Origin of the sequence: Streptomyces sp. SudanB25_2051, assembly GCF_964272635.1 — a bacterium.
Lineage (GTDB): Bacteria > Actinomycetota > Actinomycetes > Streptomycetales > Streptomycetaceae > Streptomyces.
Genome location: NZ_OZ186787.1, coordinates 552,474 through 572,575 on the forward strand (window position 1 = coordinate 552,474; position 20,102 = coordinate 572,575).

General features: G+C 74.2%; 20 protein-coding genes. 9 read left to right on the plus strand and 11 right to left on the minus strand.

The window, feature by feature from the left end; all coding sequences use genetic code 11:
• Positions 1–45: 45 nt before the first annotated feature.
• Positions 46–759 carry a MerR family transcriptional regulator gene (locus ACSUPT_RS02435; RefSeq protein ID WP_436943368.1) on the minus strand — a complete coding sequence of 238 codons (714 nt, stop codon included), beginning with the start codon at positions 757–759 and terminating at the stop codon, positions 46–48.
• A gap of 165 nt (positions 760–924) precedes the next feature.
• Here ACSUPT_RS02435 and ACSUPT_RS02440 point away from each other — a divergent pair, with 165 nt between their 5' ends.
• Complete coding sequence (locus tag ACSUPT_RS02440) at positions 925–1,122, plus strand: hypothetical protein (protein ID WP_351963692.1); 198 nt, start codon at positions 925–927, stop codon at positions 1,120–1,122.
• A 134-nt stretch (positions 1,123–1,256) separates the two neighbouring features.
• On the opposite strand, the gene ACSUPT_RS02445 is transcribed toward ACSUPT_RS02440, so the two are convergent.
• The 4 genes from ACSUPT_RS02445 to ACSUPT_RS02460 form a co-directional block, all read right to left on the minus strand.
• Positions 1,257–2,219, minus strand: coding sequence for an electron transfer flavoprotein subunit alpha/FixB family protein (locus ACSUPT_RS02445; protein WP_351963693.1), 963 nt, complete (start codon positions 2,217–2,219; stop codon positions 1,257–1,259).
• A 60-nt stretch (positions 2,220–2,279) separates the two neighbouring features.
• Entirely contained in the window at positions 2,280–3,065 is a 786-nt protein-coding gene (locus ACSUPT_RS02450; protein ID WP_351963694.1) for an electron transfer flavoprotein subunit beta/FixA family protein, read from the minus strand.
• Between the two features lie 191 nt (positions 3,066–3,256).
• The gene (locus ACSUPT_RS02455) at positions 3,257–3,760 is read right to left on the minus strand and encodes a flavin reductase family protein (protein WP_351963695.1); all 504 of its coding nucleotides are present in this window, start codon (positions 3,758–3,760) and stop codon (positions 3,257–3,259) included.
• A gap of 196 nt (positions 3,761–3,956) precedes the next feature.
• A complete protein-coding gene (locus ACSUPT_RS02460; RefSeq protein ID WP_351963696.1) occupies positions 3,957–4,340 on the minus strand; it encodes a TlpA family protein disulfide reductase in 384 nt (127 codons plus the stop codon).
• A 310-nt stretch (positions 4,341–4,650) separates the two neighbouring features.
• On the opposite strand from ACSUPT_RS02460, the gene ACSUPT_RS02465 reads away from it, so the two are divergent.
• Positions 4,651–5,364, plus strand: a complete 714-nt coding sequence (locus ACSUPT_RS02465; protein WP_351963697.1) for a lysophospholipid acyltransferase family protein — start codon at positions 4,651–4,653, stop codon at positions 5,362–5,364.
• Positions 5,365–5,611: 247 nt separating this feature from the next.
• Here the strand turns inward: ACSUPT_RS02465 and ACSUPT_RS02470 are convergent, their stop codons facing one another.
• From ACSUPT_RS02470 to ACSUPT_RS02480, 3 genes are all read right to left on the minus strand, one after another.
• A complete protein-coding gene (locus ACSUPT_RS02470) occupies positions 5,612–6,691 on the minus strand; it encodes a threonine aldolase family protein (protein ID WP_351963812.1) in 1,080 nt (359 codons plus the stop codon).
• Complete coding sequence (locus ACSUPT_RS02475; RefSeq protein WP_351963813.1) at positions 6,688–7,446, minus strand: SDR family NAD(P)-dependent oxidoreductase; 759 nt, start codon at positions 7,444–7,446, stop codon at positions 6,688–6,690. Before ACSUPT_RS02475 ends, ACSUPT_RS02470 begins: the two co-directional genes overlap by 4 nt.
• 89 nt (positions 7,447–7,535) lie before the next feature.
• Positions 7,536–8,933 (minus strand): DUF6421 family protein, encoded by a 1,398-nt coding sequence (locus ACSUPT_RS02480; RefSeq protein ID WP_351963698.1) that lies wholly within the window; start codon positions 8,931–8,933, stop codon positions 7,536–7,538.
• A gap of 304 nt (positions 8,934–9,237) precedes the next feature.
• Between ACSUPT_RS02480 and ACSUPT_RS02485 the strand changes: the two genes are divergently transcribed.
• A complete protein-coding gene (locus ACSUPT_RS02485; RefSeq protein WP_351963699.1) occupies positions 9,238–11,862 on the plus strand; it encodes an ATP-dependent Clp protease ATP-binding subunit in 2,625 nt (874 codons plus the stop codon).
• Here the strand turns inward: ACSUPT_RS02485 and ACSUPT_RS02490 are convergent.
• Together ACSUPT_RS02490 and ACSUPT_RS02495 are read right to left on the minus strand one after the other, a co-directional pair.
• Positions 11,846–12,394 (minus strand): GNAT family N-acetyltransferase, encoded by a 549-nt coding sequence (locus ACSUPT_RS02490; RefSeq protein ID WP_365726700.1) that lies wholly within the window; start codon positions 12,392–12,394, stop codon positions 11,846–11,848. The genes ACSUPT_RS02485 and ACSUPT_RS02490 overlap by 17 nt on opposite strands.
• A 38-nt stretch (positions 12,395–12,432) precedes the next feature.
• Positions 12,433–13,077: a DUF5134 domain-containing protein gene (locus ACSUPT_RS02495; RefSeq protein WP_436943369.1), complete on the minus strand. Its 645-nt coding sequence runs from the start codon at positions 13,075–13,077 to the stop codon at positions 12,433–12,435.
• Positions 13,078–13,355: 278 nt separating this feature from the next.
• Between ACSUPT_RS02495 and ACSUPT_RS02500 the strand changes: the two genes are divergently transcribed.
• Positions 13,356–14,291, plus strand: a complete 936-nt coding sequence (locus tag ACSUPT_RS02500) for a M56 family metallopeptidase (RefSeq protein ID WP_351963702.1) — start codon at positions 13,356–13,358, stop codon at positions 14,289–14,291.
• Between the two features lie 242 nt (positions 14,292–14,533).
• A complete protein-coding gene (locus ACSUPT_RS02505; RefSeq protein ID WP_399218185.1) occupies positions 14,534–15,175 on the plus strand; it encodes a phosphatase PAP2 family protein in 642 nt (213 codons plus the stop codon).
• Positions 15,176–15,178: 3 nt separating this feature from the next.
• Here the strand turns inward: ACSUPT_RS02505 and ACSUPT_RS02510 are convergent, their stop codons facing one another.
• Positions 15,179–15,631: a hypothetical protein gene (locus ACSUPT_RS02510; RefSeq protein ID WP_399217961.1), complete on the minus strand. Its 453-nt coding sequence runs from the start codon at positions 15,629–15,631 to the stop codon at positions 15,179–15,181.
• A 381-nt stretch (positions 15,632–16,012) separates the two neighbouring features.
• Between ACSUPT_RS02510 and ACSUPT_RS02515 the strand changes: the two genes are divergently transcribed.
• From ACSUPT_RS02515 to ACSUPT_RS02530, 4 genes are read left to right on the plus strand one after another with little or no spacing between them, the layout of a single operon-like run.
• Positions 16,013–17,041, plus strand: a complete 1,029-nt coding sequence (locus tag ACSUPT_RS02515) for a 3-oxoacyl-ACP synthase III family protein (protein WP_361657072.1) — start codon at positions 16,013–16,015, stop codon at positions 17,039–17,041.
• Positions 17,038–17,778, plus strand: a complete 741-nt coding sequence (locus ACSUPT_RS02520) for a glycosyltransferase family 2 protein (protein WP_351963704.1) — start codon at positions 17,038–17,040, stop codon at positions 17,776–17,778. The genes ACSUPT_RS02515 and ACSUPT_RS02520 overlap by 4 nt, the downstream gene beginning before the upstream one ends.
• The gene (locus tag ACSUPT_RS02525; protein WP_436943370.1) at positions 17,778–19,277 is read left to right on the plus strand and encodes a class I adenylate-forming enzyme family protein; all 1,500 of its coding nucleotides are present in this window, start codon (positions 17,778–17,780) and stop codon (positions 19,275–19,277) included. Before ACSUPT_RS02520 ends, ACSUPT_RS02525 begins: the two co-directional genes overlap by 1 nt.
• Positions 19,274–20,050 (plus strand): glycosyltransferase family 2 protein, encoded by a 777-nt coding sequence (locus ACSUPT_RS02530; RefSeq protein ID WP_436943371.1) that lies wholly within the window; start codon positions 19,274–19,276, stop codon positions 20,048–20,050. Before ACSUPT_RS02525 ends, ACSUPT_RS02530 begins: the two co-directional genes overlap by 4 nt.
• The last annotated feature ends 52 nt before the right edge of the window (positions 20,051–20,102 follow it).

Consider the following 20,102-nt stretch of genomic DNA (forward strand, 5'->3'; position numbering starts at 1 on the left):
ATCAACAATCCGTATGGTGAAGCTATCGGGGGTGGTGGACGCTCGTCAATGGTGTCCCAGGCGGCCCAGGTAGCCATGGAGGGCGGCGGAGGCGGCGAGGCGCCGCAGACTGCGCCGGTGGAGGTCGCGCGCACGGGCGTCCAGCGCGGCGAGGACGCGGTCCGGGCCGCCGCCGGCCCGCAGTTCGCGCAGGACGGCCTCGATGGCGGCGAGCGGGTGGTGGCCCTTGCGCAGGAGGGCGACGACCTGGGCGACATGGAGCTCGGAGCGGTCGTAGACCCGGTAGCCGGTGCCCGGCTCACGGCGGGGCCGCAGCAGGCCGCGCGCCTCCCACAGGCGCAGGACGGGCGGTCTCACGCCCACGGCGCGGGCGGCCTCGCCGATGCGCAGCGCCGTGCGGGGCGCGGCGGGCGGCGGCTCCCGTCCGGCGAGCACGGCGCCCAGCGCCTCGCGTACGGCGGCGAGTTCGGTGCGCTCGCGGTCCAGCCGGGCGTGCCCGGCGTCCACGGCGGCGAGCGCGGTCTCCGGATCGCCCGCGTGGACGGCGGCCATGGCGGTGCGGGCGGTGGCCCAGCCGTGCCCGGCGGCGAGCTCCCGCGCCACGGCGAGCGCGTCCGCGTGGGCGGCGGTGAAGACGCGGTAGCCGGCGGGGGTGCGCTCGACCGGCGGGAGCAGCCCCGTGTCGACGTACGTCCGCAGCTGCTGCACGGAAATCCCGGCGGCCCGCGCGAGGTCCGCCGCCTTCACCCGGTCGGCCATGCGCCGCCCCCTCACGCCCAGTTGAGACTTTTCCGGCATTTCACACCGCCTGTCAGCGACGACGCGGCTCAAGTGCCTGGTAGCAGTTCAATGAAACACTTGATAGCAGGTCCGGCGCCGGGCCCGAGCGGATCCGTCTTTTCAGCACTCCTGGGAGGAGAAGCAGTGAAGTTCGTGCTCGAGGTCGCCGTGGACGACGCGCAGCCGAAGGAGACGACGGTGCGGGAGCTGGGCCGCATCCTGCGCTACTGGGCCGGCAACCTGCACCACTACGACCTGCGCCCCGGTGACGCGTCGCCCGTGTACGACTCGGAGTACCGCGAGGTCGGCGCGTGGCGGCTGACCGCCGACGAGGAGGTCTGAGCCCGGCTGCCGCGAGAAGGCCGGCCGGCCCGGTACAGGCCCTGGCCGCCCCCTCGGGGCGCGTACGGCGACGGCCGGGGGCCGTGCGGTGGGTCGGTCCACCGCACGGCCCCCGGCCGTGTGCGCGTCGGCGATCAGCCCTTGCGGGACTGGATCTCCTCGGTCAGCTGCGGGACGACCTCGAAGAGGTCGCCGACCACGCCGTAGTCGACCAGGTCGAAGATCGGGGCCTCGGGGTCCTTGTTGATGGCCACGATGGTCTTCGAGGTCTGCATGCCGGCGCGGTGCTGGATCGCGCCGGAGATGCCGGTGGCGATGTACAGCTGCGGGGAGACCGACTTGCCGGTCTGGCCGACCTGGCTGGTGTGCGGGTACCAGCCGGCGTCGACGGCGGCGCGGGAGGCGCCGACGGCGGCACCGAGCGAGTCGGCGAGCTTCTCGATGAGGGCGAAGTTTTCGGCGCCGTTGACGCCGCGGCCGCCGGAGACCACGATCGCGGCCTCGGTCAGCTCGGGGCGGCCGGTCGACTCGCGCGGGGTGCGGGAGACGACCTTGGTGCCGGTGGCCTTCTCGGAGAAGGAGACCGCGAGGGCCTCGACGGCGCCCGCGGCGGGGGCGGCCTCGACGGGGGCCGAGTTCGGCTTGACCGTGATGACCGGGGTGCCCTTGGAGACACGGGACTTGGTGGTGAACGCGGCGGCGAACACGGACTGCGTCGCGACCGGGCCCTCGTCGCCGGCCTCCAGGTCGATGGCGTCCGTGATGATGCCGGAGCCGATGCGGACCGCGAGGCGGGCCGCGATCTCCTTGCCCTCGGCGGAGGACGGGACGAGCACGGCGGCCGGGGACACGGCCTCGTACGCGGCCTGCAGCGCGTCGACCTTGGGGACGACGAGGTAGTCGGCGAACTCGGCGGCGTCGGCCGTGAGGACGCGGGTCGCGCCGTGCTCGGCGAGCGTGGCGGCGGTGGCCTCGGCGCCGGAGCCGAGGGCGACCGCGACGGGCTCGCCGACGCGGCGGGCCAGCGTCAGCAGCTCCAGGGTGGGCTTGCGGACGGCGCCGTCCACGTGGTCGACGTAGACGAGAACTTCAGCCATGGGAATGCTCTCCTGCGAATGCGAAGTCTTAAGCGGGCTGTCGGTGGCTCTGCGCGAGCCCTAGATGAACTTCTGGCTCGCGAGGAACTCGGCCAGCTGCTTGCCGCCCTCGCCCTCGTCCTTGACGATCGTGCCGGCCGTGCGGGCCGGGCGCTCCGCCGCGGAGTCGACCTTCGTCCAGGAGCCCTCGAGGCCGACCTCGTCGGCGTCGATGTCCAGGTCGTCCAGGTCCAGGGACTCCACCGGCTTCTTCTTGGCCGCCATGATGCCCTTGAAGGACGGGTAGCGGGCCTCGCCGGACTGGTCGGTCACGGACACGACGGCCGGGAGGGACGCCTCCAGCTGCTCGGTGGCGGCGTCGCCGTCGCGGCGGCCCTTGACCACGCCGTCCTCGACGGAGACCTCGGAGAGCAGGGTGACCTGCGGGACGCCCAGGCGCTCGGCGAGGATCGCCGGCAGGACGCCCATGGTGCCGTCGGTGGACGCCATACCGCAGACGACCAGGTCGTAGCCGGTCTTCTCGATCGCCTTGGCGAGGACCAGGGACGTGGCCATGACGTCGCTGCCGTGCAGGTCGTCGTCCTCGACGTGGACGGCCTTGTCGGCGCCCATGGACAGCGCCTTGCGCAGGGCGTCCTTGGCGTCCTCGGGGCCGACGGTGAGGACGGTGATCTCCGCGTCGTCCGCTTCCTCGGCGATCTGCAGCGCCTGCTCGACCGCGTACTCGTCCAGCTCCGACAGCAGGCCGTCGACGTCGTCGCGGTCGACGGTCAGGTCATCGGCGAAGTGCCGGTCGCCGGTGGCGTCGGGCACGTACTTCACACAGACAACGATCCTCAAGCTCACGCCGGCTCTCCTACTGCATCGTCATTACTGGGCTGCCTTGTTGCACGCAGCATAGGCGCCTGATGGGGCGGTTTGCGCTCGGGGCGGCGGCCGCCCCGCAACGAAATATTACTCGTCAGTACACCGGGAGCCTTCCCGGTAAGCAAGCGCTTTGAACTGTGACCTTGCCAACGCTGAGTAACCGGGATCTCTCAGTCCCTCAGAGCGTTGAAGCGGCCGTCCTGGTACAGCAGCGGGCGGCCCTCGCGGGCCGCCGGATCCCCGTCCACGACCTCGGCCACCACGATGCGGTGGTCGCCGGCCGGGACGCGGGCGACGACACGGCACACGAGCCGGGCGAGGGCGTCGTCGAGCAGGGGGACGCCCTCGGGGCCGGTGCTCCAGCGGGTGGGCGGGGCGAAGCGGTCGGCGCCGCTGCGGGCGAAGGTGGCGGCCAGCTCGCTCTGGTCCTCGCCCAGGAGGTGGACGCCGACATGGCTCGCCGCGGCGACGGCGGGCCAGCTCGAGGAGCCGGTGCCTATGCCGAAGGAGATCAGCGGCGGTTCGGCCGAGACCGAGGTGAGGGAGGTGGCGGTGAACCCCGCCGGGCGGGCACCCGGGGCGGTGATCACGGCGACACCCGCGGCGTGCCTCCGGAACGCGGCGCGCAGGAGCGCGGGCCCGGCGTCGAGGCCGAGGGCGGGGGTGACCGTCATGGAATTGTCCTTCTGCGGGAGGCGCGGGTGCGGGGCTGGGGTCCTCGGCTGCTCAGACACCCGGACAGAGCGCGCTCGCGTGACGGGCGAGGTCGATGTGGGCACGCCCGTGGAGAAGGAGTTCGTACGGCACGGGCGTCAGCCTGACGACGCGCGGCGGTCCGCGTCAAGGCCGCACGGGCAGATGCGATCAGCATCACGGCCGGTCAGCGGCGGTTTCGACGGCACGGCCCAGCGCGGCGATCACATCGGCCCTGCGGGGCTGCCCGGTGGCGCGGCGCACCGTGCGGCCGGCCGCGTCGAGGACGAGGACGGTGGGTGTGGCGGTGATGCCGAGTTCCCGTACGAGGGAGAGGTTGCGCTCGGCGTCGATCTCGACGTGGGCGACGCCGTCGACCATGGCGGCCACCTCGGCGAGGGTGCGCCGGGTGGCGCGGCAGGGCTGGCAGAAGGCGGTGGAGAACTGCACGAGGGTGGCCCGCTCCCCCAGCCCGGCGCCCAGGTCTCCGGGGCCGAGGGCCCTCCCGTTCCGCTCGCCCGCACCGTCCCGCACCGCCGTGACCCCGCTTTCCGTATCCATGCCGCCGCCTTGGCCGGCCGTCGGGCCGGGACGCCGTCGCCCTTCCCGGTCCCGCCGGGGGCCGGTCCGCCCGGCCTGCCCGGGGCTGTTCGTCGTTCCGTACAGCGCTTCCGGCCCTTCCATGATTCCTCCGGGGCCCGCCGGGCAGGCTGACGTGATGAGTATCTCGCTGGTTTCCGGCCCTTCGGGGACGTTCGGACTGGCCTGTACGCGGTACATGCGGCAGCATCGGGCAAGCCGCATACCTACGGCTGCGTAACTTTCGCCGGGAGGACCCTCCCCAGGCAGACAGAAGAAGGGTGTTCTCCAGATGGCAGAACTCGTCTATCGGCCGGTCATCGGCGCCGCGCTCACCATGTTCAAGGCGCTCGACCTCAAGATCGACATTCAGGGTTCGGAGAACGTCCCGCGCACCGGTGGCGCGGTCCTGGTCAGCAATCACATCAGCTATCTCGACTTCATCTTCACGGGTCTCGCCGCGCGGCCGCAGAAGCGGCTGGTGCGGTTCATGGCGAAGGACTCGGTGTTCCGCCACAAGATCTCCGGTCCGCTGATGCGGGGCATGAAGCACATCCCCGTGGACCGTACGCAGGGCGAGGCGGCGTACCGGCACGCGCTGGAGTCCCTGCGCTCCGGGGAGGTCATCGGGGTGTTCCCGGAGGCGACGATCTCCCAGTCGTTCACCCTGAAGAGCTTCAAGTCCGGTGCGGCGCGGCTGGCGCAGGAGGCCGGGGTGCCGCTGATCCCGATGGCGCTGTGGGGCACGCAGCGGCTGTGGACGAAGGGCCGCCCCCGCAACTTCAAGCGCAGCCACATCCCGGTGACGATCCGGGTGGGCGAGCCGGTGGAGGCGCCGACCGACCAGTACGCGGGGGCGATCACGCGGCGGCTGCGCGAGCGCGTGCAGGAGCTTTTGGAGGCGGCCCAGCGGGCGTACCCGGTGCGCCCCAGGGACGCGGAGGACACCTGGTGGGTTCCGGCCCACCTGGGCGGCACGGCGCCCACGGCGGCGGAGCTGCGCTGACACCCGGCGCGGCGGCCGGCCGAGCCGCACCCGGCGCGCGTCCCCGCGGGGGCGCGCGCCCGCGCATGGGCGCGCTGGGCCGCTGCCCCTCCGGCCCCGTATGAGCGGCCCACGGCCGGGCTCGCGCGTGAGGTGACGGGGCCGGCCGTGAGGTAGGGGCGGAGGACACCTGCCCCGCGGCGGTGAGCGTTGCGCGAAGTCCCGCCCTCCGGCTGCCGGAGGGCGGGACTTCGGGGATCGGTGCCCGCTAGCGGGCCATCTCCTCCTTGAGCGCGAGGAGGAACGCGTCGACGTCGTCCTCCGTCGTGTCGAAGGAGCACATCCAGCGCACGTCGCCGGCCGCCTCGTCCCAGAAGTAGAAGCGGAAGCGCTTCTGCAGGCGCAGGCTCACCTCGTGCGGGAGACGGGCGAAGACCGCGTTCGCCTGCACCGGGTAGAGGATCTCCACGCCGTCGACGGAGCGGACGCCGTCGGCGAGGCGCTGCGCCATCGTGTTGGCGTGCCGGGCGCTGCGCAGCCACAGGTCCTTGGCGAGCAGCGCCTCGAACTGCACGGAGACGAACCGCATCTTCGAGGCGAGCTGCATGGACATCTTGCGCAGGTGCCGCATGTGCCGGGCGGCCTCGGGGTTGAGGACGACGACCGCCTCGCCGAACAGCATCCCGTTCTTGGTGCCGCCGAGCGTGAGGACGTCCACGCCCACCGCGTTGGTGAACGCGCGCATCGGCATGTTCAGCGACGCGGCCGCGTTGGCCAGCCGGGCGCCGTCGACGTGGACCTTCATGCCCAGGCCGTGGGCGTGGTCGACGATGGCCCGGATCTCGTCCGGCGTGTAGACCGTGCCGAGTTCGGTGTTCTGGGCGAGCGAGACGACCTGCGGCATGGCCCGGTGCTCGTCGTCCCAGCCGAACGCCTGCCGGTCGATCAGCTCGGGCGTGAGCTTGCCGTCCGGTGTGGGCACGGTGAGCAGCTTGAGGCCGGCCATCCGCTCGGGCGCGCCGCCCTCGTCCACGTTGATGTGGGCCGACTCGGCGCAGATCACCGCGCCCCAGCGGTCCGCCAGCGCCTGGAGCGCCGTGACGTTGGCGCCGGTGCCGTTGAACACCGGGAACGCCTCGGCGGTCGGGCCGAAGTGGCTGTGGATCACCCGCTGGAGGTGGTCGGTGTAGTCGTCCTCGCCGTAGGCGATCTGGTGGCCGCCGTTGGCGAGGGCCAGCGCGGCGAGGACCTCGGGGTGGGCTCCCGCGTAGTTGTCGCTGGCGAAGCCCCGTACCGACGGGTCGTGGTGACGGCGCGCGTCGGTACGGGTGGGGAACGCCGGGGTCACGGCTTGGGGGTCAGCCACAGGCGCTGTCCATTCACTTCCTGGGCGGGCCGGTCCCAGACGCCGGCGATGGCGTCGGCCAGGTCCTTGACGTCGGTGAAGCCCGCGAACTTCGCATTCGGGCGCTCGGCGCGCATCGCGTCGTGCACCAGTGCCTTGATCACCAGGATCGCAGCAGCGGCGCTCGGCCCGTCCTCGCCCCCCGCCTTGCGGAAGGAGTCGCCGAGCGCGAGGGTCCACGCCTCGGCGGCGGCCTTGGCCGCGGCGTACGCGGCGTTGCCCTCGGTGGGGTTGCTGGCGCCGGACTGGCTGACCAGCACGTACCGGCCGCGGTCGCTGCGGCCGAGCGCCCCGTGGAAGGCGAGCGAGGTGTGCTGGACGGTGCGGACGAGGAGCTTCTCCAGCACCTCCCAGTCGGCCAGGTCGGTGCCGGCGAAGGTCTTGCCGCCGCGCCAGCCGCCGACGAGGTGGACCAGTCCGTCGACGCGGCCGAACTCCTTCTCGGTCCGCTCGGCCCAGTCGCGGGTCGCGGCGAGGTCGAGCAGGTCCACCTTCTCGCCGGTGACGGTGGCGCCGCCGTGGGCGAAGCGGGCGGCGTCGACGGCCTCGGCGAGGCGCGCGGGGTCGGCGTCGGCGCCGACGACCGTGGCGCCCGCCTCGGCGAGCCGCATCAGGGCGGCGCGCCCGGCGGGGCCGGCCGCTCCGGCGACCGCGATGACGGCGCCGTCGAGCGGTCCGCCGTTGCCGTTGCTGGTCATGGTGTTCGTCTCCTCCGTCTGCGTACCGGCCGTTCCGGGCGTGCCCGGTGCGCCGGGCGTACCGGTCGTACCCGCGGGGTGCTGCTCGCTCACGCGGCGGCCTTCTCGACGTCCGCGGCGGTGATGCCCTTGGTGGAGGCGATCACGGACTTCAGCTTCTTGGAGAGGGCCTCGTAGAACATGCTCAGCGGAAACTCGTCCGGGAGCACGTCGTCCACGAGCTTGCGCGGCGGCTGGGAGACGTCCAGCGCGTCGGGGCCCTTGGCCCAGCGGGAGCCGGGGTGCGGGGCGAGGTAGGTGGAGACGAAGTCGTACGCGGCGAACCAGTGGACCAGCTTGGGGCGGTCGATGCCGTCGCGGTACAGCTTCTCGATCTCGGCGCACAGCTGGTTGGTGACCTCGGGGGCCCGCTCCCAGTCGATGCGCAGGGTGTTGTCGGTCCAGCGGATGACGTCGTGCTTGTGGAGGTAGGCGAACATCAGCTGGCCGCCCAGGCCGTCGTAGTTGCGGACGCGGTCGCCGGTGACCGGGAAGCGGAACATCCGGTCGAACAGCACGGCGTACTGGACGTCACGGCCGTGGCGGTTGCCCTCGGCCTCCAGGCGGACGGCCTCCTTGAAGGCGGTCAGGTCGCAGCGCAGCTCCTCCAGGCCGTACATCCAGAACGGCTGGCGCTGCTTGATCATGAACGGGTCGAACGGCAGGTCGCCGTGGCTGTGGGCGCGGTCGTGGACCATGTCCCACAGGACGAAGGCCTCCTGGCAGCGCTGCTGGTCGTCGAGCATCTCCCGGATGTCCTCGGGCAGCTCGACGCCCAGGACGTCGACGGCGGCCTCGGTGACGCGGCGGAAGCGGGCGGCCTCGCGGTCGCAGAAGATGCCGCCCCAGGTGAAGCGCTCGGGGACCTCGCGGACGGCGACGGTCTCGGGGAAGAGGACGGCCGAGTTGGTGTCGTAGCCCGAGGTGAAGTCCTCGAAGGTGATGCCGCAGAACAGCGGGTTGTCGTACCGGGTGGCCTCCAGCTCCGCGAGCCATTCCGGCCACACCATGCGCAGGACGACGGCCTCCAGATTGCGGTCCGGGTTGCCGTTCTGCGTGTACATGGGGAACACGACGAGGTGCTGGCGGCCGTCGACGCGCTCGGCGGCGGGCTGGAAGGCGGTCAGCGAGTCGAGGAAGTCGGGCACGCCGTAGCCGCCGTCGGCCCATTTGCGCAGGTCCGCGACGAGCGCACGGTGATAGTCGGCGCCGTGCGGCAGGAGCGGGGAGAGCCGCTCGACGGCCGCGACGATCCGGTCGAGCACGGCGTCGGCGTCCGTGCGGGCCGGGGCGCCCTCGGCGTCGAAGTCGATCGAGCCGTCGGCCGACTGCCAGACGCGGATCTCCTCCACGGCATTCTTGAGCTGCGGCCATGCGGGGTGGTCGACCACCCTGACATCGGTGGACAGCTCGCCACCGACAGCATCCTGCACAAGAATTTCCGTCATCTCACTTCCTCCACAGGAGAACCTCGCGTTAAGGCACCGTATCCATCTGCGGTTCTTCACCACAAGAGGGTCTGGCGAAAATTATCCTGCGCGACCCCCGCCGTCACCGCCGTTTTTCCTGTCTCCGGCCGAGAGGACGGTCACATCCGGCCGCCCGCCCGCCCACGGGCACCACCCCCGGTGTAACGGGCACCGCCCGGGGAACCCGCGTGGCTGGATTCTGCCGTGACCGGTGTGAATCCTGGACAGACAGCGACGGGCTACGACGAACAGCGACGGACTGGGACAACTGGGACGGTCATCTATGAGCAATGGATTCCTCGGACCCGAGGGCTTCGGCCCCGACCCGTTCAGCGAGTTTCTGGCCCGCCTGTTCGGGGGCACCCCGGCCTCCTCGGCGGCGCGGCGCGGCCCCCGGTACATCGACATCGCGCGGATGATGAGCGAACCGGCCCGCCGCATGGTCGACGACGCCGCCACCTACGCGGCCGAGCACGGCAGCGCGGACCTGGAGACCGAGCACCTGCTGCGCGCCGCGCTCGACACGGAGCCGACGCGCGACCTGGTCGTACGGGCGGGCGCCGACCCCGACGAGCTGGCCGCTGAGATCGACCGCACGGCCGGCGAGGGCCCGCCGCAGTCCCGCATCGCGGTCACGCCCGCGGTGAAGCGCGCCCTCCTCGACGCCCACGACCTCGCCCGGCACATCGGCGCCTCCTACATCGGCCCCGAGCACGTCCTCGCCGCCCTGGCCGCCAACCCCGACTCGGCGGCCGGCCGCATCCTGCGCGCCGCCCGGTTCGACCCCGGCTCCGTGCCCGGCCCCTCCCACCTCAGGCCCGCCCCGCGCGCCGGCTCGTCGGGCGGCTGGGAGAACACCGCCGCCGACCAGCGCCCGGCGCCCCAGCACGGCACGCCCACCCTCGACAAGTACGGGCGCGACCTGACCGACATCGCCCGCGCGGGACGCATCGACCCGGTCATCGGGCGCGAGCAGGAGATCGAGCAGACCGTCGAGGTGCTGTCCCGGCGCGGCAAGAACAACCCGGTCCTCATCGGCGACGCCGGTGTCGGCAAGACCGCCGTCGTGGAGGGCCTCGCCCAGCGCATCGCCGACGGCGACGTACCGGACACCCTCCTCGGCCGCCGGGTCGTCGCCCTCGACATGACCGGCGTCGTCGCCGGAACCCGCTACCGCGGCGACTTCGAGGAGCGGATGAACGCCATCATCGAGGAGGTCCGCTCCCACTCCGGCGAACTGGTCCTCTTCATCGACGAACTCCACACCGTCGTCGGCGCGGGCGGCGGAGGCGGCGGCTCCGAGGGCGGCTCCATGGACGCGGGCAACATCCTCAAGCCCGCCCTCGCCCGCGGCGAGCTGCACGTCATCGGCGCGACCACGCTGGAGGAGTACCGCCGGTACGTGGAGAAGGACGCCGCCCTCGCCCGGCGCTTCCAGCCGATCCTCGTCCCCGAGCCCAGCCCCGAGGACGCCCTGGAGATCCTGCGCGGCCTGCGCGACCGGTACGAGGCCCACCACCAGGTCCGCTACACCGACGACGCGCTGCGCGCCGCCGTCGAACTGTCCGACCGGTACCTCACCGAGCGGTTCCTGCCCGACAAGGCCATCGACCTGATCGACCAGGCCGGCGCCCGGGTCCGGCTGCGCGCCCGGTCCCAGGACACCGACGTGCGGGCCCTGGAGCGGGAGGCCGAGCAGCTCGTCCGCGACAAGGACCAGGCCGTCGCCGCCGAGCAGTACGAGCGGGCGACCGAGCTGCGCGACCGCATCCAGGAGCTCCAGGACCGCATCAAGGCCGGCCGCGGCGAGCCCGTCATGCGCGACGACCGCGTCCTGGAGGTCACCGCCGAGGACATCGCGCAGGTCGTCAGCCGCCAGACCGGCATCCCCGTCAGCCGGCTCACCCAGGAGGAGAAGGAGCGGCTGCTCGGCCTGGAACAGCATCTGCGCGAGCGGGTCATCGGCCAGGACGAGGCGGTGTCCGCGGTCTCGGAGGCCGTACTACGCTCCCGCGCCGGTCTCGCCGACCCGCGCCGCCCCATCGGCAGCTTCCTCTTCCTCGGCCCGACCGGCGTCGGCAAGACCGAGCTGGCCCGCGCGCTGGCCGACGCGCTGTTCGGCAGCGAGGAGCGCATGGTGCGGCTCGACATGAGCGAGTTCCAGGAGCGGCACACCGTCAGCCGGCTCGTGGGCGCGCCGCCCGGATACGTCGGGCACGAGGAGGCCGGGCAGCTCACCGAGGCGGTGCGCCGGCACCCGTACTCGCTGCTCCTCCTGGACGAGGTGGAGAAGGCGCACCCGGACGTCTTCAACATCCTGCTCCAGGTGCTCGACGACGGGCGGCTCACCGACGCGCAGGGCCGCACGGTCGACTTCAAGAACACGGTCATCGTGATGACCAGCAACCTCGGCTCCGAGGCCATCGGCACGGGGCGCGGCCTGCTGGGCTTCGGCGCGGAGGCCGCGGGCGACGAACAGGCCGCCCGCGACCGGATGCTGCGCCCGCTGCGCGAGCACTTCCGCCCCGAGTTCCTCAACCGCATCGACGAGATCGTCATCTTCCGCCGCCTCGCCGAGGCCCAGCTGCGGCAGATCACCGACCTGCTGCTGGAGGACACCCGCCGCCGCATGCGCGCCCAGCACGTGGGCGTGGACTTCACGCCGGACGCCGTCGACTGGCTGGCGCGGCGGGGCTACGAGCCCGAGTACGGCGCCCGGCCGCTGCGCCGCACGATCCAGCGCGAGGTCGACAACGAACTGTCGCGGCTGCTGCTCGACGGGCGGCTCGCGGCGGGCGGCCGGGTCCGCGTGGACGTGGCCGACGGCCGGCTGGACTTCCGTACGGAGCCGGGGGCCGGCCCGGGCGCGGCGCCCGAACCGGCCGGCGGGATCAGCCCAGTTCCTTGACCAGCAGCTCGAACTCCAGGTCGTCGCGGCGCGGCACGCCGAAGCGCTCGTCGCCGTACGGGAACGGGGTCGTCCGGCCCGTACGGCGGTAGCCGCGCCGCTCGTACCAGGCGATCAGCTCGTCCCGCACGGAGATCACGGTCATGTGCATCTCGCGGGCGCCCCACTCCTCGCGGGCGAGGCGCTCCGCCTCCGCGAGGACGCGCCGCCCGAGCCCGCCGCCCTGGAGGCCCGGCCGCACGGCGAACATCCCGAAGTACGCGGCGTCCCCGCGCCGTTCCAGCTGGCAGCAGGCGACGAGTCCGCCGTCCCGCTCGACGGCGACGAGCCGCGAGCCGGGCGTGGAGATCACCGCGCGGACGCCGTCCGGATCGGTCCGCTGCCCGTCCAGGATGTCCGCCTCCGTCGTCCACCCGGCGCGGCTGGCATCGCCCCGGTACGCCGATTCGACGAGCTCGACGAGGGCGGGGACGTCCGCCTCCACGGCGTCGCGGTAGGTCTCCGTCGCGTCCCGGAGCGGTGCGGTGTCCATCGTGAGCGTTCTCCCCTCGCGTGCGATCGGCTCCGACCCTAACGCGCGCCGGGCACGGCGTGGCCGCCGGCCAGCATCACGAGCATGGCCACGGCCATGGCCACCCGGCACGCGGCGACGCCCGCCGCGGCGGGGGACGGTGGCGGGGCGAAGGGGGCGGCTGCTGGGACGGAGGGTGCGGTGGGCATGGCGGGGGGCCTGGCCGGCGTCGGGGCGGCGAGCGCGGTCGCCGCGGGCAGGGTCGTCGGCAGCGCGGGGGCCGGGACCAGGCGGGCGCCCGCGCGGAGCGTCCACACCGCGTAGTACGCGAGCAGCGCACCGGTCAGGAGCGGAACCCCACCGGCGCCGTGCGCCCCGTGCGTCCCCGGCTCTGCCTGTGCGGCGGCACCGGTCGGCAGCGCCATGTACACCATGGCCAGCGAACCGATCAGGTGGTGCGCGTGACGGCCGCGCGCCCCGCCGCCCCGCAGCGCCCACGCGGACCGTGCCGCCTCCGCCCCGAACACCACCGCGTACCCGGCCCACCACCACGCGGGCGGCGTGAACACCGAGGCGGGCAGGCCCATCGCCGCCATGCCGAGGCCCATCACCGCCTCGCTCCCCGCCCCCGGGCACCGGTGCCGCAGCACCAGGCAGTACAGCCCCGTCACCCCGCACAGCACGACCAGCAGCCACCCCGCCACGCCCGGAGGATGCCCACCGGAGTCGGCGCGCACGCGGAAGCCGGGCACATGGGCGCTACGGGGCTGCGGGGAGGCGGGGACCGTGGGAAGGGACCGTGGCGCCTGTGAGGAGGCGGGGACTCCTGGAAGGGACTGTGGCGCCTGCGGGGAGGCGGCGGCATCCGGGAAGGGACCGTGGCGTCTGCGGGGAGGCGGGGACCCCTGGAAGGGACCGTGGCGTGCGTCACTTCCTTCTTCGTCTCTGTCTATGAGAGGCGCCCCCCTCATAGGCTGACACCATGTGGGTCTCCCTCGCGCTGCTCGCGCTCGGCGTCCTGGTCGCCGTCGTGGCCCCGCGGTTGCTCGCGCGGGCCGACTGGCCGGAGCGTGAGCCCATCGTCGCCCTGTGGGTCTGGCAGTGCGTCGTGGCGGCGGTGCTGCTGAGCTTCGCGCTGTCGATGACGTTCAGCGCCGCGGCCGCCTGGCACGAGGTACGCGGCCGGGTCTTCGCGACGGCGCCCGAGGGTGTCGTGGAGGCGTACGCCCTGGGTGCGCTCGGCCCCTGGTCGGCGACGCTCGCGGTGCTGCTGGCGTGCGGCGGGCTGTGGACCGGCGCGATGCTCACCCGCGAGGTGCGCGACTCGCGGGCGCGGCGCCGCCGGCAGCGCGCCGAACTGCTGGTGCGGGCACCGCAGTTGCCGGGCGAGGAGGCGTCCTCCGGGCCGCTGGTGCTGCTGGAGGGCGACCGGCCCGACGCCTGGTGGCTGCCGGGTACGCGACCGCGGCTGATCATCACGACGGCGGCGCTCCGCCGGTTGAAGGGGCGGCAGCTCGACGCGGTCCTCGCCCATGAGCAGGGGCACGCGCGGGCGCGGCACGACTGGCTGCTGTACTGCGCGGCGGCGTTGGCGTCCGGGTTCCCGCGCGTCCCGGTGTTCGAGGCGTTCCGTGCGGAGATGCACCGGCTGGTGGAGCTGGCGGCGGACGACTCGGCGTCGAAGCGGTTCGGGCGGCTGACGATCGCGCTGGCGCTGGTGGGGCTGAACGAGGACCGCGGCGTCTTCGGGCCGTGCCCGACGCACCACGCCGAGGTGCCGCAGCGGGTGACGCGGCTGCTGACGGCCCAGCCCCGGCTCACTCCGGGGCGGCGCCTGCGCCTGACGGCGGCGGCCGCCCTGGTCCCGGCGGTCCCCCTGCTGGTGGCCCTGGCCCCGGGGCTGAGCGCGCTGACCTGAGCGTCGGCTGATCCGAGCGCGGCCAGATCTGAGCGCCGCGGATGGCGGGAGGGGCGGGCGGGCCTGGCGGCCCCGGCGTGCGACCGGGCAGATTCGGCCGTCCCGGGCCGCGGTCGGGGCCGATGGTGTCATGGGCGCCTGACCTGCCGGTCTTCGGGCAGGATCTTTATATGCATCCCCCCACAAACCCCCCATCCCGCGCCCTCGCCCCTCTCCCTCTTCCCGTCCTGCGTGCCGTGGCCATGGGCTGCGGTGCCGCCGCGCTGGCGCTGCTGGTGCTGGTCGCCGTCTCGTGGGCGCCGCTGCTCGCGTTCGACCGGGCGGTCGTGGAGGAGCTGCATCCGACAGCGGTGCGCCGCCCCGTGCTGACGGAGGCCGTACGGGTGCTTACCGACTGGGTGTGGGACCCGCTGACCCTGCGGGTCCTGCTGGCGCTGGCGGCGCTGGCGCTGTGGCGTGCCGGGCAGCCGGGGCCGGCGGGGCTGCTGGTGGTGGTCGCCGTGGTGGCGGCCGGGGTGCAGCACGCGGCGAAGGCCCTGGTGGGGCGCGACCGGCCGCGCTGGTCGGACCCGGTGGACACGGCGGAGTTCGCGGCGTTCCCGTCCGGGCACGCGATGACGGCCGCCGTCGTGTGCGGGCTGCTGTGGTGGGCGGCCGCCCGGACGGCGCGCCGCGCGCTGGTGCGGCCGGTGCTGATGGTGGGCGCGGTGTCGACGGTCGGGGTGGGTCTGACGCGGGTGTACCTGGGGGTGCACTGGCCCTCGGACGTCCTGGGCGGCTGGCTGCTGGGCGCCTGCCTGGTGGCGGCGGCGGTCGTGGCGTACGAGCGGAGGACGGCCCGCCCGGAACGATCGGCGGTGCTGATGGAGGGCGCGGGGCGCTGAGCGTCAGAAACTCCAGCAGTAGAGTCCGCCGCCCGTGCGCACCGCCGAGGCGGCGAGCCTGGCCACCCCCTTCACGACGGCCACCAGATCGTCGTCGGTCATGTCGTCCCCGTCGGCGCGTCTGAGAATGTCGGCCCAGCGGTCTGCCAGCGCCTCCAGTTCGGAAGGCGCGGCATGAGCCAGTGCCCGGGTCAAGCGGTGCGGGAACGCGAACACCTCCACGCCGTCGTTCAGGGGGGCGGTGACCCATTCCGGCCACGGCCACCGGAAAAGCCGCTCCAGCGGCGGGGCCTCGGCGGAGGGTTCCTCGAAGTGCATGTCCCATGCGGCGATGGCGGTGTCCGGCTCGATGAAACGGCAGCTCACCGACGCGTGGGCGGGACCGGGCCCGCGCAGGCGCGTCGCCGCGGCGGCCTCGTCGCCGGGCGCGAGGAAGAACACGATGTCGTGGGCCACCTCGGCATGGTCGCACCTCCCCGCCGCGCGTACGGCTGCGGCCCCTGCCGTGCCTTGTGAGCCACCGCCGGGTGCGCGTGGAGGCTGTCTGGGCAGTGGGGCATGGGCGGCAGCGGAGTGAGCCGGTCCAGGCCGTCGCTCCGGCAATCAGCTCGGAGACGCCACGAGGCGGATACGACTGCCCTCGGCTGGTGCGGGGACGGCCGGACGCACATCGCCCCGCCGCGGCCCCCTCGGCGGCGCCTCTTTGGGCGCGCCGAGCGGACAAGAGGGCAGGCCCGCGCGCCGACGCGTCCCCCACCACACGCCGGGCGATCACCTATTCGAATTGAGTACCAGCGCTCAGGCGGGCCCTCCCGAGGCGCTCGTAGCGTCCAGCCCATGCACACAGACCACGCCTCCCACGGCCCGGTGCGCCGGGTGGGCATCACCGCGGTGGCCTCCTCCCTGCCCGGCCACGAGCTGACGTCCCGGCGGCTGCAGGAGCGGATCGCGGCGGCCTCCGGGCTGTCCCTGCCGGCGCGGATGCTCGAACGGGCCACCGGCATCGCCTCGCGGCGGGTGGCGGCGCAGGACGAGTACGCCTCCACGCTCGCCGTGCGGGCCGCCCGCATCGCGCTCGACCGGGCCGGGCTCGCCGCGTACGACGTGGACCTGCTGGTGTTCGCGTCCGCCACGCGGGACGTGGTGGAACCGGCGACCGCGCACATCGTCCAGGCGGAACTGGGCTCCCGCGCGCACGCGCTGGACGTGACCAACGCCTGCAACAGCTTCGTCAACGGCATCGACGCGGCCCGCGCGATGATCCTCGCCGGACGCGCCCGCCGCGCCCTGGTCGTCACCGGGGAGACCCCCAGCCGCGCGGTGCGGCACGACCCGGCCGACCCCGGCCAGCTGCGGGACGGCTTCGCGGGCTACACCTTCGGCGACGCCGGCGCCGCGGTCGTGCTGGAGGCGGTGGACCGGGGCGGCATCCTCGACGTGGACACCGAGACCCACTCCGGGCACTGGTCGGTGGGCGGCATCTTCGGCGGCGGTTCGCGCCATCCGCGCGGTGACGAGTACACGTACTTCCACGGCGACGGACGCGAACTGCGGGAGGTGTTCGAGAAGGTCGGCACGTCGGTGCTCGACCGGATGCGGCACCGCACCGGACTGGCGTGGGAGGACTTCCGGCACATCCTGGTGCACCAGGTGACCGTGCCCTACCTGGAGCGGTTCGTGGAGCTCACCGGCGTCCCGCGCGAGCGGCTCGTCGTCACCGTGCCCGAGCTCGGGAACATGGCCAGCGCGACGCTCGGCGTGCAGCTCGACCGGGTCCACGAGGACCTGCGGTCCGGCGACCGGGTCCTGTTCGTCGGCCTGGGCGGCGGCGTCAGCATCATGACCATGGTCTGGGAGAAGGCGTGAGCGCCCTGTGGGTGGTGGTGCCCGCCCACCAGGAGGCGGAGCGCATCGGCGCCACGCTGGACGCGCTCGCCGCCCAGCGGGACCGCGACTTCACCCTCGTCGTCGTCGACAACGCCTCCACCGACTCCACCGCCGCCCTCGCCCGCGGCTTCGCGGACCGGGCGCCCTTCCCGGTACATGTGCTGGACGAGCCGGAGAAGGGCGTGGGCTGCGCGGTCGACACCGGTTTCCGGTACGCGATCGCGCGCGGCGCCACACTGCTGGCCCGCACCGACGCCGACTGCCTGCCGCACCCCGGCTGGACGGCGGCCGCCCGCGCCGCCCTGCTGCGCGGCGCGGGCCTGGTGTGCGGACGCATCGACGCGCGCCGCGACGAGCACGGGCCGCTCGGGCGGGCCGCGTTCCGCGCGCTGGTCCGGATCGCCGCGTTCTTCGGCCGGATACGTCCCGCGCACCACCGCCGCCACGGCTACCTCGCCCCGTACCGGATGCACGCCGGCAACAACATGGCCGTCACCGCCGCGCTGTACGAGGCCGTCGGCGGGATGCCGCGCCGCCCCTCCCCCACCGACCGGCTGTTCCTCAACCGGGTGCGCCGCCGCACCACCGCCATCGTCCACGCCCGCGACATGGTCGTGGAGAACTCCACCCGGCGCCTGCGCGCCTACGGCCTGCTCGGCACGGCCCGCTGGTACCTCGACAAGGGGCCGGGCCGCCACGGGGAGGACCCGCGCTGATGCTGGACGCACTCGCCCACACGCTGCGCCGCCACCCCGCACGGCCCGCCGTCCTCGGCGCCACCCGCACCGGGGCCGTACGCACCCGGGCCACCTGCGGGGAGCTGGCCGACCTCGCCGACCGCTACACCGCGGCCCTCCTCACGCGGGGCGTCGCGCCGGGCGGCACGGTCGGCGTCGCCGTACGGCCCGGGCCGCGCGCCCTCGCGGTGATGCTCGCCGTGCACCGGCTCGGCGCGCGGGCCGCGGTACTGGACCCGGGGGCCGGCCCCGACGTGCTGCGCGCCCGGCTCGCCCTGGCCCGGCCGGAGCTCGTCCTGGCCGACGCCGCCGCGCAGGCGGTCGCCGGGTGGGCGCGGCCGCTCGCCCGCCGGGCCGGGCTGGCCCTGCCGGACCTCGCCGGGCTGGGCCCGGTCGCCACCATCGGACCGCGGCTGCCCGGCTGCGCCCCGGCGCTGGACGGCGATGCCCGGTCACTGCCCCTGCCGCGCCCCGCGGACGGGGACGGCGACGCGGTCATCGTGTTCACCTCGGGCACGACCTCGCGGCCCCGCGCGGTGGTGCACACCCGCTCCTCGCTCGCCGCCGGCATGGCGACGGTGGCGGAGCTGGTGCGGCCCGAGGCCGGGCGGCCCGTACTCGGCGGGACCTTCTTCGTCCTCGTACCGTCCCTGGCGAGCGGGGCGCCGGTCGCGCTGCCCGCCCGCTCCGCGCCCGTGCTGCGCCGCCAACTGCGCCGACTCGCGCCGCAGGCCACCTATCTGACGCCACCGCGGCTGAGGCGGCTCCTGGCGGAGGGCGGCCGGTTCACCGGCCGGGTGTGGACCGGGTCGGCCCCGGCGAGCGCCGACCTGCTGACCCGCGTCAAGCGGGCGGGCGCGCACGAGGCGTGGGGCGTGTACGCGCTGACCGAGCTGTTCCCGGCCGCGGCGGTCGAGCAGTCCGACAAGGCCGCGTTCACCGGCGACGGGGACCTCGTCGGGGCGCCGCTGCCGGGAGTGGCGGCCACGACGGACACGTCGGGCGAACTGCTGCTGTCCGGCCCCGCCGCGCGCCACCGGTACCTCGGCGACGAGCCGGACCCGTGGGTCGCGACCGGTGACCGGGCACGCCTCGACGGCGGCCGGATCGTGCTGGAGGGCCGCCGCAAGGACATGATCCTGCGCCGCGCCGAGAACATCTACCCGGGCCTCTATGAGCCCGCCCTGCACGTGCCCGGTGTGGAACTGGCCCTGCTGGTGGGCGTACCGGCCACTGACGGCGACGAACGGCTGGTCGCCGTGGTCCAGCCGGGCCCCGGGGCGGACCGTGCCGCGCTGCGGGCCGCGCTGGCCGGGCCGCTGCGGCGCATGGGCGCCGCCCGGCCGGACGCGGTGCTGCTGGCGGAGATCCCGCTGTCCGGCCGGTCCCTGAAGCCCGACCGCGCCGCGACCGCGCGCCTCGCGCAGCGGCGCCTCGCCGAGACGGAACGGCACCTCACCGCGGCGGGCCGGCGATGACCGCGACGGGTGGTGCGCCGCCGCTGTGGGCCGTGGTGCCCGCGTACAACGAGGAGGCCGGTATCGGCGCCACCCTCGCCGCGCTCGCCGGGCAGACCGACACGGACTTCGCCCTGGTCGTCGTGGACAACGCCTCCACCGACGGCACCGCCGCCGCCGTACGCCGCTTCGCCGCCGATGCGCCCTTCCCGGTGCACCTGGTCCACGAGGAGCAGCGGGGCACCGGCGCCGCCGCCGACACCGGGTTCCGGTACGCCGTCGCGCACGGCGCCGAACTGCTCGTCCGCACGGACGCCGACTGCCTGCCCGCCGCCGACTGGATCGCCGCGGCACGCCGGGAGTTGGCGCGCGGCACGGAGATGGTGTGCGGCCGCAGCGTGCCGCGCCGCGACGAGTCGCCGTCGCTCGCGGAGCGGTATCTGCTGCCGGCGGTCGTCAGGGCGACCGCGCTGTACGGGCGCTGCCGCGCGGCGCACCGGCACCCGCGCTTCCGCGCGCCGTACGTGCTGTGCCACGGCCACAACATCGCCCTCACGGCCGCGCTGTACCTGCGCTGCGGGGGCACACCGCGCGTTCCGCTGGAGGGGCCGCCCGAGGACGTCCTGCTCCTCAACCGGGCGCGCGAGCACAGCGACCGGATCGCCCGCGCCAAGCGGATGGTCGTGTACGCGAGCCTGCGCCGGCTGCGGGCCTGGGGCGCCCGCCGCACCCTCCTGTGGTGCTGGGACCGCCGCTACCGCCCCGCCGACTCCGAGGAGGCGCACGTCCGATGACCGGCCGAGCCGAAAGTGGCGTGCGTCCGATGACCGGCCGACCTGAAGGAGG

Bases quoted from the DNA above. Each gene is read 5' to 3' on its own strand.
- ACSUPT_RS02435 (WP_436943368.1), bottom strand. From the start codon at position 759: ATGGCCGACCGGGTGAAGGCGGCGGACCTCGCGCGGGCCGCCGGGATT.
- ACSUPT_RS02445 (WP_351963693.1), bottom strand. From the start codon at position 2,219: ATGGCTGAAGTTCTCGTCTACGTCGACCACGTGGACGGCGCCGTCCGC.
- ACSUPT_RS02455 (WP_351963695.1), bottom strand. From the start codon at position 3,760: ATGACGGTCACCCCCGCCCTCGGCCTCGACGCCGGGCCCGCGCTCCTG.
- ACSUPT_RS02460 (WP_351963696.1), bottom strand. From the start codon at position 4,340: ATGGATACGGAAAGCGGGGTCACGGCGGTGCGGGACGGTGCGGGCGAG.
- ACSUPT_RS02465 (WP_351963697.1), top strand. From the start codon at position 4,651: ATGGCAGAACTCGTCTATCGGCCGGTCATCGGCGCCGCGCTCACCATG.
- ACSUPT_RS02475 (WP_351963813.1), bottom strand. From the start codon at position 7,446: ATGACCAGCAACGGCAACGGCGGACCGCTCGACGGCGCCGTCATCGCG.
- ACSUPT_RS02480 (WP_351963698.1), bottom strand. From the start codon at position 8,933: ATGACGGAAATTCTTGTGCAGGATGCTGTCGGTGGCGAGCTGTCCACC.
- ACSUPT_RS02485 (WP_351963699.1), top strand. From the start codon at position 9,238: ATGAGCAATGGATTCCTCGGACCCGAGGGCTTCGGCCCCGACCCGTTC.
- ACSUPT_RS02490 (WP_365726700.1), bottom strand. From the start codon at position 12,394: ATGGACACCGCACCGCTCCGGGACGCGACGGAGACCTACCGCGACGCC.
- ACSUPT_RS02500 (WP_351963702.1), top strand. From the start codon at position 13,356: ATGTGGGTCTCCCTCGCGCTGCTCGCGCTCGGCGTCCTGGTCGCCGTC.
- ACSUPT_RS02505 (WP_399218185.1), top strand. From the start codon at position 14,534: ATGGGCTGCGGTGCCGCCGCGCTGGCGCTGCTGGTGCTGGTCGCCGTC.
- ACSUPT_RS02515 (WP_361657072.1), top strand. From the start codon at position 16,013: ATGCACACAGACCACGCCTCCCACGGCCCGGTGCGCCGGGTGGGCATC.
- ACSUPT_RS02525 (WP_436943370.1), top strand. From the start codon at position 17,778: ATGCTGGACGCACTCGCCCACACGCTGCGCCGCCACCCCGCACGGCCC.
- ACSUPT_RS02530 (WP_436943371.1), top strand. From the start codon at position 19,274: ATGACCGCGACGGGTGGTGCGCCGCCGCTGTGGGCCGTGGTGCCCGCG.